This window comes from Pseudomonas sp. SWRI99, assembly GCF_014270125.1.
GTDB classification, from domain to species: domain Bacteria; phylum Pseudomonadota; class Gammaproteobacteria; order Pseudomonadales; family Pseudomonadaceae; genus Aquipseudomonas; species Aquipseudomonas hamedanensis.
Genome location: NZ_JABWQR010000013.1, coordinates 33,648 through 47,590 on the forward strand (window position 1 = coordinate 33,648; position 13,943 = coordinate 47,590).

The following is a 13,943-nucleotide window of genomic DNA, read 5'->3' on the forward strand; positions in this document are numbered from 1 at the left end:
TGTCCCGGCGAATCCGCACAACGCCCACCTTCATGCCGAATGGGCGGAACATTGCGTTCAGTGATTTTCAGTTGGCGCTGTACCCCTGATCGGCTGTAGGAAAAAGAACAGGCGCCGCCGCGCAAAAGCTTTGTTTGCGAAATCCAGTGGGGATTTACTACAGAATGATCCGACGTCGGCTGCATGGCTACGGGAAGCGGCCGACAGCGGTTTTTGTGGTGCATCAATAGAGTTGGGGCCTCCATACAAGGAGGTTGAACTCGATGACCGCTCAATATGTATTCGCACCAAAACACTTGGCTCTGGCTATTTCGCTGGCAATGGGTTGCGTAGCGCTGGCCAATGCCGAGCAACCCGCTGAAGGCACCGAGCCGCCCCCAAGCGTGGACGCGACCGAGGTGCCGGAAACAAGCCCTAAAGAAAAAGCCATGCAACGACTTCAGGGCTTTCTCAGCGACGCGAGCACGGTCCCCATCACCTTCACAGCACCAGAAACCGCTTTCAACGGTACCGACGTCAACGACCTGATCATTCTCAAGGACGGCGCCAGCTTCACTGGCCGGCTGGATGGGGGTAAGGGCGATAACGTGCTGCTCCTGGATGCTGCGAACGGCGGCACGTTGAGCGACACGCGCAACTTTAATGGACTATTCATCGCCCAGGGCGACTGGACGCTGAGCCCAAAAGGCAGTTTTCAGGAAGGCGTGCTGGTAAACAGCGGCGCAGCCCTGACCAACCTTGGAAGCATCAAGGGTGATGTTTATGTCCAGAAGGGCGGCGGCTTCGCAGGTAAAGGCACAGTGGCAAATCTTGAGGTCGACGGGTTGCTCACCGTCAATGAAGCCCTCGGCAGTCCGCGAGTGAAAGGCAATCTGCATTTGTCCCCCACTGCCGAACTGGCTTACGAGGTTACTCCCGGCGGCGCTCAGACTATCAAGGTCGATGGCACCGCCCAGCTGGAAGGCGCCACCCTGAAAATCGTTGCAGCTCCCGGCGAATATCCGCAAAGCAGCCAATACAAAATCATTGAAGCGCGCGAGGTGAAAGGCCAGTTCGGCAGGATCGAGAACGATCTGGCGTTCATGACCGCCACAGCCCAGTACAACAAGAAATCCGTCGGACTGACTTACGCTCGCAACGATATACCGCTTAAGGATCTTGCCACTACAGAAAACGGTAGTGCACTTGGCGAAAGTATTACCGAGCCAGAAGCTTCCCCCTCCCCAGTGGTACCGATATCAACACCTGCATCGCTGGCGCCATCTGATGATTCAATTGCGATAACGGCCGCAGCTTCAGCGGCCGTCCTGACTTCAGTTTCAACCTTGATCGAAGGCTCCGCGCCAGCGGCATCATCGATACCAAACGAAATCGTGACTGCACAAACCAGCGAAGCCGCTGCACAGCCAGTGCCTGAACCTGTAATACCCGCTAACGCAGCCGTCGCTGCATTGCTGGCCAGCGATAAAAACACTGCTCCCATTGCGCTGGAACAACTCGCCGCCGGCAGCAGCGCCAACCTCGCCAAAGCCACGCTGAACAGCATCATGCCGGTCAGTGCGAGCATGCTCTCGGCGATGCGGCAACTGGACAACCGTTCCGGCGCAACTTACGGCTCGCGCAGCTCACCTCGCCAAGCGGCGGGCGGCGAAGATTCCGGTCGAGTCTGGATTCAGGCGCTGGGTCATGGCGGCAAAGTTGATCGCAACGTCGACACCACCCTCAAGCACGCCACCCAAGGTCTGGTCATGGGCGCCGACTGGCGGCTCGACGAGCAATGGCATGTCGGCCTGCTCGGCGGCAAATCACAGACGCAGCTCGATGCCCGTCAATACGATGATGATCTCGACAGCTGGCATCTCGGCGCCTACGCCGTGCGCCAGGACGGCCCCTTGTCTCTGCGCCTCGGCGCCACCTACGCCCGCCATGACGGCAGCAGCACACGGCGGGTCGCCTTCAAGGGTTTCAGTGATCGCCTCAAAGGCAACTACGACGCCAATACTCAACAGGCGTTTGCCGAGGCCGGGTTCAATCTGGGCCGCGACCATCTGACCCTCGAGCCTTTCGCCAGCCTGGGTTATCAGCGCTATCAGCGCGACACCTACAGCGAAAAGGGCGGCGATGCGGCGCTGAAAGTCTATGGCCAGACCCGTGACAATTTCAGCAGCACCTTCGGCCTGCGGGTTGCGAAGATCAATTCGCTGGATAACGGCATGCACTTGACCCCACGGCTGAGCGCGGGCTGGAAACACACCTTCGGCGAGATCGAAAGCGATACCCGTCAGCAACTGCTCAAGGGCGGCAAGCGTTTCGAGGTGGCCGGTGCCGCGCTGGATCGAAACAGTCTGTCCATGGAGGCGGGGCTGGATCTCGGACTGTCGGCGGCGCACACCCTTGGTGTAGCGTTAACCGGCGAAATGGGCAATGACAGCCGAACGTATGGCGTGGCAGGTCAATGGCGCATGGCGTTCTGACAGGCTGAACATTCTCCCTGTGGGAGCGAGCCTGCTCGCGAAAGCGGTAAGTCATTCAGCAATGATGTTGGCTGATCCGACGCATTCGCGAGCAGGCTCGCTCCCACATTGGATCTCCTGCAATGGCCTGCAAAGTCGAAAAGTCGCAGGCAAAAAAAAGGGGAGCACATGCTCCCCCGAGGTTTAAAGCGTTGGATCGCGGCGGTTATCTCAGCCTTCGATCTCGATAAGGATTTCGCCCGGATTGACCCGGTCACCCTTGGCCACATGGATCGCGGCGACCTTGCCGGCAATGGCGGCCTGGACTTCGGTTTCCATCTTCATGGCTTCAGTGATCAACACAGCCTGGCCAGCCTTGACGGTGTCACCCTCCTTGACCAGCACATCGACGATGTTGCCCGGCATGGTGGTGCTGACGTGGCCCGGTGCCGAAGCCTGTTTGCGTTTGCTGCTGCCACCGCCGACAAATTCGTTGAGTGGCTCGAACACCACTTCTTCCGGCATGCCGTCGATGGACAGATAGAAGTGACGCTTGCCTTCGGCCTTGACGCCGACACCGGTGATGTCGACGCGGTAGGTTTCGCCGTGGACGTCGATGACGAACTCGGTCGGCACGCCTTCACCGCCCACCGAGGCAACCGTGCCCGCTTCCGGAATCGGCAGCAGCACTTCGGGCGTAAGGGTGCCGGCAGCGCGCTCTTCGAGGAACTTGCGGCCGATGTCCGGGAACATGGCGAAGGTCAGCACGTCTTCTTCGGACTTGGCCAGTGCACCGATGTCGGCACGCAGCTTGGTCATTTCCGGTTTGAGCAGGTCCGCCGGACGCACGTCGATGACGTCTTCGCTGCCGATCGCCTGACGGCGCAGCTTCTCGTTGACCACACCCGGCGCCTTGCCGTAGCCGCCCTGCAAATAGAGCTTCACTTCGTTGGTGATAGTCTTGTACCGCTCACCAGCCAGCACGTTGAAGAACGCCTGGGTGCCGACAATCTGCGACGTCGGGGTCACCAGCGGCGGGAAGCCGAGGTCTTCACGCACCCGCGGGATCTCCGCGAGCACTTCAGCCATGCGGTTCAGGGCGCCCTGTTCTTTCAACTGGTTGGCGAGGTTGGAGATCATCCCGCCCGGCACCTGGTTGACTTGCACGCGGGTATCGACGGCAGTGAACTCGCTTTCGAACTGATGGTACTTCTTGCGCACCGCATAGAAGTACAGACCGATTTCCTGCAGCAGTTCCAGATTGAGACCGGTGTCGTACTCGGTGCCCTTGAGCGCGGCGACCATCGATTCGGTGCCCGGATGGCTGGTGCCGGAAGCGAAGCTGGAGATTGCGGTGTCGATGTGATCGGCACCGTTTTCGATCGCTTTAAGCTGACACATTGCCGCCAGGCCAGCGGTGTCGTGGGAGTGGATGAACACTGGCAGCGACTGTTCGGCTTTCAACGCGCGCACCAGTTCACCGGTGGCGTATGGCGTCAGCAAGCCGGCCATGTCCTTGATCGCCACCGAATCGCAACCCATGGATTCCATTTGCCTGGCCTGCGCCACGAAGGCATCGATGGTGTGCACCGGGCTGGTGGTGTAAGCGATGGTGCCTTGCGCATGTTTGCCGGCCGCCTTCACCGCTTCGATGGCGACACGCAGGTTACGCACATCGTTCATGGCATCGAAGATGCGGAATACATCGATGCCATTCACCGCTGCTTTGGCGACGAAGGCCTTGACCACGTCATCGCTGTAATGGCGATAGCCGAGCAGGTTCTGCCCGCGCAGCAGCATCTGCAGGCGGGTGTTGGGCAGCGCCGCACGCAGTTGGCGCAGACGCTCCCACGGGTCTTCCTTGAGGAAGCGCACGCAGGCGTCGAACGTCGCGCCGCCCCAGCATTCCAGCGACCAGTAGCCGACCTTGTCGAGCTTGTCGCAGATCGGCAGCATGTCTTCGGTGCGCATGCGGGTGGCGAGCAGCGATTGGTGGGCGTCGCGCAGGATGGTGTCGGTAACGAAGATTTTCTTTGTCATTGGTATGTCCTCATAGCGGCAAGCTTCGAGCTGCAAGCTGCAAGAAAAAGCCCAGTCGCTCTTGCTTGAAGCTTGTAGCTGACAGCTCGCAGCTGCATTTAAAGGCCTGCGTGGGCGGCGATGGCGGCGGCGATGGCCAGGGCCAGCTCTTCGGGTTTGCGCTTGATCGAGTAGTTGGTCAGTTCCGGGTGGCTTTCAACGAAGCTGGTGTTGAACTGGCCGCTGCGGAATTCCGGGTTGCGCAGGATTTCCTGGTAGTACGCGGCCGTGGTTTTCACACCTTGCAGACGCATGTCGTCGAGGGCGCGCAGGCCACGGTCCATCGCCTCTTCCCAGGTCAGCGCCCAGACCACCAGTTTCAGGCACATCGAGTCGTAGAACGGCGGAATGGTGTAGCCGGTATAGATCGCCGTGTCGGTGCGCACGCCCGGACCGCCGGGAGCGTAGTAGCGGGTGATCTTGCCGAAGCTTGGCAGGAAATTGTTCTTCGGATCCTCCGCATTGATGCGGAACTGCAACGCGAAACCACGGTGCTGGATGTCTTCCTGCTTGACCGACAGCGGCAAGCCGGAGGCGATGCGGATCTGCTCGCGGACGATGTCGATGCCGGTGATTTCTTCGGTGATGGTGTGTTCCACCTGCACCCGGGTGTTCATCTCCATGAAGTACACCTCGCCCTCGGCGAGCAGGAACTCCACGGTACCGGCATTTTCGTATCCCACCGCCTTGGCCGCCCGCACCGACAGGTCACCGATATAGGCGCGCTGTTCCGGAGTCAGTTGCGGACTCGGTGCGATTTCAATGAGCTTCTGGTTGCGCCGCTGGATCGAGCAGTCACGCTCGAACAGGTGCACGACGTTGCCGAAGCTGTCGCCGAGAATCTGCGCTTCGATGTGCTTGGGATTGACGATGCATTTTTCCAGGAAGACTTCCGCCGAACCGAAAGCCTTGGTGGCCTCGGAAATCACTCGGGGAAAGTTCTGTTCGAGTTCTTCGCGACTGTTGCAGCGGCGGATACCACGGCCGCCACCACCGGAAGTGGCTTTGAGCATCACCGGGTAACCGATGCGGTCGCCTTCGATCAGCGCCTCCTCGATACCGGCAACGTTGCCCTCGGTACCAGGCGTCACCGGTACGCCGGCCTTGATCATGCTGCGGCGCGCTTCGGTTTTGTCGCCCATGCGCCGGATGACTTCCGCCGACGGGCCGATGAATTTGATACCACGCTCGGCGCAGATTTCCGCCAGTTCGGCGTTCTCCGACAGGAAACCGTAGCCGGGGTGCAGCGCATCGCAGCCGGTTTCTACCGCCAGGTTCACCAGTTTGCGCGGGTTCAGGTAGCCGGCCAGTGGCTCGGCACCGACGCTGTGGGCCTCGTCCGCACGCTTAACATGCAAGGCATGGCGATCGGCGTCGGAGAAAATCGCCACCGAGCGAATGCCCATTTCGGCGCAGGCTCGTACGATTCGTACGGCAATCTCACCACGGTTGGCGATCAGGATCTTTTTTATCACTTGGAGGTTCCCTTGAGCCGGTGGCACCACGACCTGCTAGACCCAGGTCGACGCGTGACCAAATGTTTCAATTCAGTCGCAGGCCCACACTAGCGCTCACAAGGGATTAACAAAAATGAATAATAATTGGGTCAGGCATAAGTAAACACTTATAGTTGAAGCATCCGCTTGTGCCCAGAGCCAGAATAATATGCGTAAGTCATTGATGCGTATGACGTTGCGTCAGTTGCAGATCTTCAATGAAGTGTGCGATTTACGCTCTTACAGCCGCGCCGCCGAAGAAATGTCGTTGACCCAACCGGCCGTCAGCCTACAGATTCGTCAGCTCGAAGAGCTGATCGGCCAGCCATTGTTCGATTATGTCGGCAAAAAACTCTACATGACCGAGGCCGCCGAAGCCCTTCAGCGCGCCAGTCGTGACATTTTCGGGCGGCTGGAAAACCTCGACATGCAGCTGTCGGATATGCAGGGCTCGCTGCAGGGTCAGCTGAAACTGGCAGTGGAATCCAGCGCCAAATACTTCGTGCCGCACCTGTTCGCCGCTTTCAAGCGCCAGCATCCGGAAGTGAACCTGCAACTGACCGTGGTCAACCGTGGCCAAGTGATCCGGCGCCTGTCGGACAACCGCGACGATCTGGTGATCATGTCGATGGTGCCGCAGGACATGGGCCTGGAGTTCTTGCCATTTCTCAACAACCCGATTGTTGCCGTGGCCCGTCCCGATCATCCGCTGGCACACATGGGCCCGCTGCGTTTACAGGACCTTGAGCCCTACACGCTGTTGATCCGCGAGTCTGGCTCAGGCACGCGGCTGGCGTGCGAAGAGTATTTCAAGGAAAAGCGCGTGCATTTCACCCAGACCCAGGAGGTGGCCTCGGCCGAAGCTCAGCGCGAATGCGTACTGGCGGGTCTGGGCCTGGCGCTGTTGACGCGCCACGCCCTGAACCTGGAGCTGGCGACCGGCGGGCTGGTCGATCTGCCGGTCGAAGAGTTGCCACTGCTGCGCAGTTGGTGCCTGGTGCAGGCCAAAGCCAAACGGCTGTCACCGGTGGCGCACGCCTTCCTGGCGTTTATCCGCAGCGAGCGCGCGCAGATCAGCGCGTTGGTTGAGCGTTTCGACGGGAAGCTGCGGGCGCTGCCTGCCAGTGAGTGATTTCGGGAAAATCGCCGATTTCGGCCTGAAGCTGGCGAAGTTCGAAGCGATCTTCAATCGCGCGGCGAAATTCCATGCGGCGCTGGTCTTCCTGCTGACGACGGGTTTTCGCGGCGCTGTTGCGTTCTTCGTAGGGCTGAGCCATTTCGAGTCTCCCAAGGCGATGACGGGAGTTTCAAGATAGGCAGACAGGATGACGGTTTGGCTGCGCCGGGGTTACAGACTGATGAAAGTTTCGCAGATAGCCGATCCATTGTGGCGAGGGAGCTTGCTCCCGCTGGACTGCGCAGCAGGCCCAAAATTTCAGGGCCGCTGCACATAACAGCGGGAGCAAGCTCTCTCACCACAACAGCGGTCAGTCATCCAGCGCTTTCACGGCTTTGGGCGACAAGCGCAAACTGCGCAAACTGCGCTTCACGCTCTTGAGATGATTGACCAGACTCGGCCCACGCGCCATGGCCACGCCCATTGCCAACACGTCGATCACCACCAGGTGGGCAATCCGCGAAGTCAGCGGCGTATAGATCTCGGTGTCTTCGTGCACATCGATCGCCAGGTTCACGGTCGACAATTCCGCCAACGGCGTCTGGCTCGGGCAAAGGGTGATCAACGACGCTCCGCTTTCACGCACCAGATTGGCGGTAATCAGCAAATCCTTGGAGCGCCCCGACTGGGAAATACAGATCGCCACATCGGTCGGCTTCAAGGTCACGGCCGACATCGCCTGCATGTGCGGATCGGAATACGCCGCCGCTGTCAGCAGCAAGCGGAAGAACTTGTGCTGCGCATCCGCCGCCACCGCACCCGACGCACCAAAGCCGTAGAATTCGACCCGCTGGGCCTGGGACATCAGCGTTACCGCACGCTGCAGCTCCACCGGATCGAGCTTCTCGCGAACCTCCATCAAGGTGTGCAGCGTGGTGTCGAAAATCTTCAGGCTGTAATCGGCGACAGAGTCGTCTTCGTGGATCGCGAACTGGCCGAAGCTGGCCCCGGCCGCGAGGCTTTGCGCCAGTTTCAGTTTCAGATCCTGAAAGCCCGAGCAACCGATGGCGCGACAGAAACGCACGATGGTCGGCTCACTGATACCGACGCTGTGGGCCAGATCGGCCATGGAACTGTGCATCACGGCCGCAGGGTCAAGCAGCACGTGGTCGGCGACCTTGAGCTCCGACTTGCGTAACAGGTGACGTGACTGGGCGATGTGTTGCAGCAGATTCAAGGGGCTGGACTCTTCTTATGGGCAGGGATGTAGCACGCTTGTAGTTATACTACATGAATTGGCATTTTGCCTGCTCAATGCGTAACTCGATGTCCCCGAATCAGGCATGATCAAGTGCATGTAGCCCTTAAAACGGATTGAGCTGTTCACGCAAAATCCCGGCCAGCCCAGCGGCCTCCACGGGACGGCTGATCAGATAGCCTTGCACTTCATCGCAGCCTTCGGCGCGCAGAAACGCCAGCTGATCTTCGCGTTCGACGCCTTCGGCCACCACTTTCAACGACAGCCCGTGGGCCATGGCAATGATCGCCCGGGTGATCGCCGCGTCTTCGCTGCCCTCGCCCAGACCGCGGATAAAAGCCTGATCGATCTTCACGTAATCCACCGGAATCCGCTTGAGGTAGCTCAAGGACGAATAACCGGTGCCGAAATCGTCGATGGCCAGTTTCACCCCCAGCTCACGCAATTGCCGGAACGTCGCAATGATGTGCTCGACGCTGTCGAGCAAGTGACTTTCAGTCAGTTCCAGTTCGAGGTAGTGCGGCGCCAGACCGGTTTCCTCCAGGACCTGACGCACCAGGCTGACCAACTTGCCCTGACGCAGTTGATGCACCGACAGGTTCACCGATACGCGGATCGGCGCCAGCCCCTCGCGCTGCCATTGGCACGCCTGCCAGCAAGCCTGACGCAGGACGAACTCGCCAATCGGCCCGATCAGCCCGGTTTCCTCGGCCAGCCCGATAAAGTCCCCCGGCGGGACCTGACCCAGCGTCGGATGGTCCCAACGCACCAGCGCTTCGGCGGCATTCATGCGCCCGGTGGCCAGGCACAACTTCGGCTGATAGAACACCTTGAGGTGTCGGTCTTCAATGGCTTTGCGCAGCTGATTCTCCAGTTGCAGACGCTCCAGCGTGCTCGCTTGCAGACTGTCGGTGTAAAACTGGAAATTGTTACCGCCCAAGTGCTTGGCATGTTGCATGGCCATGTTCGACTGACTGACCAGTGCGGCAATTTCCCGCGCGTTGTCCGGCAACAGGCTAATGCCCATCGAAGCGCTGACCACCAATTCATGCCCGTCGACGCTGAGTGGCAGACGCAACTTGGCCGATAACCGCGTCGCCACCCGAGCCAGGCTGGAAAGATTGCCGTACGCATCGAACAGCACCGCAAACTCGTCGCCGGACAAGCGGGCGATGGTGTCGGCCTCGGGCAACGCGTTAACCAGTCGACGGGCCATTTTTTGCAACAACTGGTCAGCGATTTCGTGGCCCAGACTGTCATTGAGCAACTTGAAACGATCCAGGTTGATGTGCAGCAGCGCCAGACTGCGCCGCCCGCCCTGCCGAACCCGCTGATGGGCTTCGTGCAGGCGCTCGCGGAACAGCGAACGGTTGGCAAGGCCGGTGAGTTCGTCGTAGTGGGTCAGGTAGCGCATCCGCTCTTCGGACTCGCGCCGAGCCGAGAGATCAGCGAAAAAGCCGACGATATGGCTGACATTGCCTCGGCTGCCGCGCACGGCATTGAGTTGCAGCCATTGGGGATACAACTCACCGTTCTTGCGCGTTTCCACCAGTTCGCCCTGCCAAGTGCCGTGCTGCTCCAGCGCGTGGCGGATCGCGACGTAGTGACGGCGGGCATCGCGACTGCACGGCAACTCGACGACGTTGCGCCCGAGCATGTCGTCGATTTCATAGCCGGTGACGCGGCTGAAGGCCTGATTGACCGCAATCAGCGCGTAATCCGGGTCCAGAATCACGATCCCTTCGCTGGCTGCCTCGAACACTGTGGCCGCCAGCCGCTGCTGCTCTTCCAGGCTTTTGCTGGCGCTGATATCGCGACGGGTGCCGACCATGCGCATCACCCGACCGCTGTCGCTGCGCTCCACGGCACGACCGCGGTCTTCGATCCACACCCAGTGGCCGTCGCCATGGCGCAGGCGGTATTCGACTTGATAGTCCTCCGTGCGCCCCTTCAGATGTTCGACCAGCGCGAACTTGAGTGACGGCACGTCTTCGGGGTGCAGTCGCGGTTTGAGGTCGCGCAGCAGCGCCGTGACGTATTCCGGGGCAAGGCCGAACAGTTCCTGAATCTGCGTGTGATGAACTTCGTCGGTTTGCAGGTTCCAGTCCCACAGCCCGAGTTCGCTGGCCTTGAGTGCCAGTGCCAGCCGCGCTTCGCTTTTGCTCAAGGCCTGATTGGCAGCATCGAGTTCACGGCTGCGCTGGGCCACGCGGTCCTCGAGATCGACCTGCGCTTTACGCAACTGCGCTTCTGCGCAACGGCGCTGTTCGACCTCCTTGCCCAATTCCTGGTTGAGCTGTTCGCTGCGCGTCTGCGCTTGCTGCAAATGCTCGATCAGGTGTTGATTCTGGAAACGCCGCAGCAATCCGCGATCAATCAGTCGATTGACCTGCCACGCCACCACACTCAGCGAGCCGAGCAGAATCAAGCCGAGCCAGCCCCAGCCACGCGCCTGATCGTCGCCGCCCCAGAACAGATAGCCGATCGCCGGCAGCAGGCACGGCAAGGTAAACGACAGGAATGCCGGCAGACTCACCGCATAGGCGACGCTGGCCGACAGGGTCGCCGCGCCAATCAGGCCGAATACCCAGGCTTGCTGGATAAAATTGTCCGCAGGCACCAAGGCGATGCCCGCACCGGCCAGGGTCAGACCGGTCAGGGTCGAGCCGAGCAGGAACATGCGAAACCAGATTGGCTGGGCCTGGCGCTCGGGGATCGCCGAATCGAACGCGGCCACCTGTATCACCCGCAATGCGACCAGCGACAGCAACCACACCAGCCAGACGCTGACCACGAAGTAGCGCTGCGGGCTCCAGAGCAAAGCGGCGCAGATCAGACCATTGATCAACATGAACAGCGTGGGCAGCAGCGAGCCCTGATACAGCAGTCGCGTACGCTCCACCGCCATTTCGACGGCATAGTGCTTGCGGATCACCCGGGGTTCCACGAAGGGGCCCGACAGTTCGGCGCTGAGGGTCATGGGCAACGTTCTTGTTCTTATAAGGAAGGGCCTGCGCCCGAAACGTGGACGGAGCATACACAAGGCGATCCCGTTGCCAAACTGCTGCAGATCAGAATTTGCGCGAAATTTCCCGCTGCCCAGGCACCGCTTCAACCCCTCAAGCGAGACGGGCCGAAGCCTGCAGCCAGTGACCGACCGGTCGTCATTGACGGCACTTTCATCGGCTAATGCAAAGCTCGGTTTGCCCGGGCCTGCGGCGCACCCTAGAATGCCCCGATGCGCGATGATCTCTCCCTTCTGCTGAACTCCCTCAACGATGCCCAACGCCAGGCCGTAGCGGCCCCCGTTGGCCGTCAGTTGGTCCTGGCCGGTGCCGGTTCCGGTAAAACCCGAGTGCTGGTGCACCGTATCGCCTGGTTGATCCAGGTCGAAAACGCCTCGCCTCACTCCATTCTGTCGGTGACCTTCACCAACAAGGCCGCTGCCGAGATGCGTCACCGCATCGAGCAGTTGCTGGGCATCAACCCGGCCGGCATGTGGGTCGGCACCTTCCACGGCCTCGCGCACCGCCTGCTGCGGGCACACTGGCAGGAAGCGGGCCTGAGCCAGACCTTCCAGATTCTCGACAGCGACGACCAGCAACGCCTGGTCAAGCGGGTGATCCGCGAGCTGGGCCTGGACGAGCAGCGCTGGCCGGCCCGTCAGGCCCAGTGGTTCATCAACGGACAGAAAGACGAAGGTCTGCGTCCACAACACATTCAGGCCAGCGGCGACTTGTACCTGGCGACCATGCGCGGCATTTACGAAGCCTACGAGGCAGCATGCCTGCGTGCCGGCGTGATCGACTTCTCCGAACTGCTGCTGCGCGCCCTCGATCTGTGGCGCGACCACCCCGGCCTGCTCGCGCATTATCAGAAGCGCTTCCGGCATATTCTGGTCGACGAGTTCCAGGACACCAACGCCGTGCAGTACGCCTGGTTGCGCCTGCTCGGCAAGGGCGGCGACAGCCTGATGGTGGTCGGCGACGACGATCAGTCGATTTACGGCTGGCGCGGCGCGAAGATCGAAAACATCCATCAGTATTCGTCTGACTTCCCGGATTCCGAGACTATTCGCCTGGAGCAGAATTACCGCTCCACCGCCGGTATTCTCAAAGCCGCCAACGCCCTGATCGCCAACAACACCGGGCGCCTGGGCAAAGAGTTATGGACCGACGGCGGCGATGGCGAAGCGATCAACCTGTACGCCGCGTTCAACGAACACGACGAAGCGCGCTACGTGGTCGAAACCATCGAAAGCGCGCTGAAAACCGGTCTGGCCCGTAGCGACATTGCGATTCTGTACCGCTCCAACGCCCAATCGCGCGTTCTCGAAGAAGCCCTGCTGCGCGAGCGTATTCCGTACCGCATCTATGGCGGTCAGCGCTTCTTCGAACGGGCGGAAATCAAAAACGCCATGGCCTACCTGCGCCTGCTCGAAGGTCGCGGCAACGATGCGGCGCTGGAGCGGGTAATCAACGTGCCGGCCCGTGGCATCGGCGAGAAAACCGTCGAAGCGATCCGCGAACATGCGCGCCACAGCGACGTGTCGATGTGGGAAGCGATGCGCCAACTGGTCGCCAACAAAGGCCTGACTGGACGCGCGGCGGGCGCCCTCGGCGCCTTTATCGAGCTGATCGAAAACCTCGCCGCCAAGTGTGCCGAGATGCCGCTGCACCTGATGACCCAGACCGTTATCGAGCAGTCCGGCCTGATCGCCTACCACGAAGCGGAAAAAGGCGAGAAAGGCCAGGCCCGGGTGGAAAACCTTGAGGAACTGGTCAGCGCCGCGCGCAACTTCGAGAACACCGAAGAAGATGAAGAGCTGACACCGCTGGCCGCGTTCCTCGGCCACGCTTCGCTGGAGGCCGGCGACACCCAGGCCGACGAACACGAAGACAGCATTCAACTGATGACCCTGCACAGCGCCAAAGGTCTGGAGTTCCCTTACGTGTTCCTGGTGGGCATGGAAGAAGGTCTGTTCCCGCACAAGATGAGCCTGGAAGAACCGGGTCGCCTTGAGGAAGAGCGGCGCCTGGCCTACGTGGGCATCACTCGGGCGATGCAGAATCTGGTCATGACCTATGCGGAGACCCGCCGTTTATACGGCAGTGAAACCTACAACAAGGTCTCGCGTTTCGTCCGTGAAGTGCCGAAAGGCCTGATTCAGGAAGTGCGCCTGTCGAACAGTGTCAGCCGCCCGTTCGGCGGCAACCAGTCGATGAGCGGCAGCAACCTGTTCAGTGGCAGCGAGATCCCGGAAACCGGCTTCAGCCTCGGTCAGACCGTGCGCCACTCGATCTTCGGCGATGGCGTGATCCTCAACTTCGAAGGCTCCGGTGCCCAGGCGCGGGTGCAGGTCAACTTCAGTGAAGGCAGCAAGTGGCTGATGCTCGGCTACGCCAAGCTGGAAGCCATTTAAAGCCCAACTCGATTGCTTTTCTGTAGGAGTGAGCCTGCTCGCGATAGCGGTCTGTCTATTATCAATGTATTGACTGACACACCCTCATCGCGAGCAGGCTCACTCCTACAGGAGGCCG

The 13,943-nt window shown here is 60.5% G+C and carries 8 protein-coding genes; 3 read left to right on the forward strand and 5 right to left on the reverse strand.

The window, feature by feature from the left end; all coding sequences use genetic code 11:
- Nucleotides 1-263 precede the first annotated feature (263 nt).
- Nucleotides 264-2,474 (forward strand): autotransporter outer membrane beta-barrel domain-containing protein, encoded by a 2,211-nt coding sequence (locus HU743_RS12615; protein WP_186648955.1) that lies wholly within the window; start codon nucleotides 264-266, stop codon nucleotides 2,472-2,474.
- A 210-nt stretch (nucleotides 2,475-2,684) separates the two neighbouring features.
- On the opposite strand, the gene oadA is transcribed toward HU743_RS12615, so the two are convergent.
- Both oadA and HU743_RS12625 read right to left on the reverse strand, forming a co-directional pair.
- Complete coding sequence (gene oadA / locus HU743_RS12620) at nucleotides 2,685-4,493, reverse strand: sodium-extruding oxaloacetate decarboxylase subunit alpha (RefSeq protein WP_186648957.1); 1,809 nt, start codon at nucleotides 4,491-4,493, stop codon at nucleotides 2,685-2,687.
- A gap of 98 nt (nucleotides 4,494-4,591) precedes the next feature.
- Complete coding sequence (locus HU743_RS12625; protein WP_186546156.1) at nucleotides 4,592-6,007, reverse strand: acetyl-CoA carboxylase biotin carboxylase subunit; 1,416 nt, start codon at nucleotides 6,005-6,007, stop codon at nucleotides 4,592-4,594.
- A gap of 190 nt (nucleotides 6,008-6,197) precedes the next feature.
- Here HU743_RS12625 and HU743_RS12630 point away from each other — a divergent pair, with 190 nt between their 5' ends.
- Complete coding sequence (locus HU743_RS12630) at nucleotides 6,198-7,160, forward strand: LysR family transcriptional regulator (protein ID WP_186648959.1); 963 nt, start codon at nucleotides 6,198-6,200, stop codon at nucleotides 7,158-7,160.
- On the opposite strand, the gene HU743_RS12635 is transcribed toward HU743_RS12630, so the two are convergent.
- From HU743_RS12635 to HU743_RS12645, 3 genes are all read right to left on the reverse strand, one after another.
- A complete protein-coding gene (locus HU743_RS12635; RefSeq protein WP_186546158.1) occupies nucleotides 7,102-7,305 on the reverse strand; it encodes a hypothetical protein in 204 nt (67 codons plus the stop codon). The two genes, HU743_RS12630 and HU743_RS12635, sit on opposite strands and share 59 nt — an antisense overlap.
- A gap of 210 nt (nucleotides 7,306-7,515) precedes the next feature.
- On the reverse strand, nucleotides 7,516-8,382 hold the full coding sequence (hexR, locus tag HU743_RS12640) for a transcriptional regulator HexR (protein ID WP_007962240.1): 867 nt from the start codon (nucleotides 8,380-8,382) through the stop codon (nucleotides 7,516-7,518).
- 127 nt (nucleotides 8,383-8,509) lie between these two features.
- Nucleotides 8,510-11,383, reverse strand: a complete 2,874-nt coding sequence (locus HU743_RS12645; protein WP_186648961.1) for a GGDEF domain-containing phosphodiesterase — start codon at nucleotides 11,381-11,383, stop codon at nucleotides 8,510-8,512.
- Between the two features lie 258 nt (nucleotides 11,384-11,641).
- Between HU743_RS12645 and uvrD the strand changes: the two genes are divergently transcribed.
- A complete protein-coding gene (uvrD, locus tag HU743_RS12650) occupies nucleotides 11,642-13,825 on the forward strand; it encodes a DNA helicase II (RefSeq protein ID WP_186618803.1) in 2,184 nt (727 codons plus the stop codon).
- Nucleotides 13,826-13,943: the final 118 nt, after the last annotated feature.

Bases quoted from the DNA above. Each gene is read 5' to 3' on its own strand.
- oadA (WP_186648957.1), bottom strand. From the start codon at position 4,493: ATGACAAAGAAAATCTTCGTTACCGACACCATCCTGCGCGACGCCCAC.
- HU743_RS12615 (WP_186648955.1), top strand. From the start codon at position 264: ATGACCGCTCAATATGTATTCGCACCAAAACACTTGGCTCTGGCTATT.
- HU743_RS12635 (WP_186546158.1), bottom strand. From the start codon at position 7,305: ATGGCTCAGCCCTACGAAGAACGCAACAGCGCCGCGAAAACCCGTCGT.
- uvrD (WP_186618803.1), top strand. From the start codon at position 11,642: ATGCGCGATGATCTCTCCCTTCTGCTGAACTCCCTCAACGATGCCCAA.
- HU743_RS12630 (WP_186648959.1), top strand. From the start codon at position 6,198: ATGCGTAAGTCATTGATGCGTATGACGTTGCGTCAGTTGCAGATCTTC.
- HU743_RS12645 (WP_186648961.1), bottom strand. From the start codon at position 11,383: ATGACCCTCAGCGCCGAACTGTCGGGCCCCTTCGTGGAACCCCGGGTG.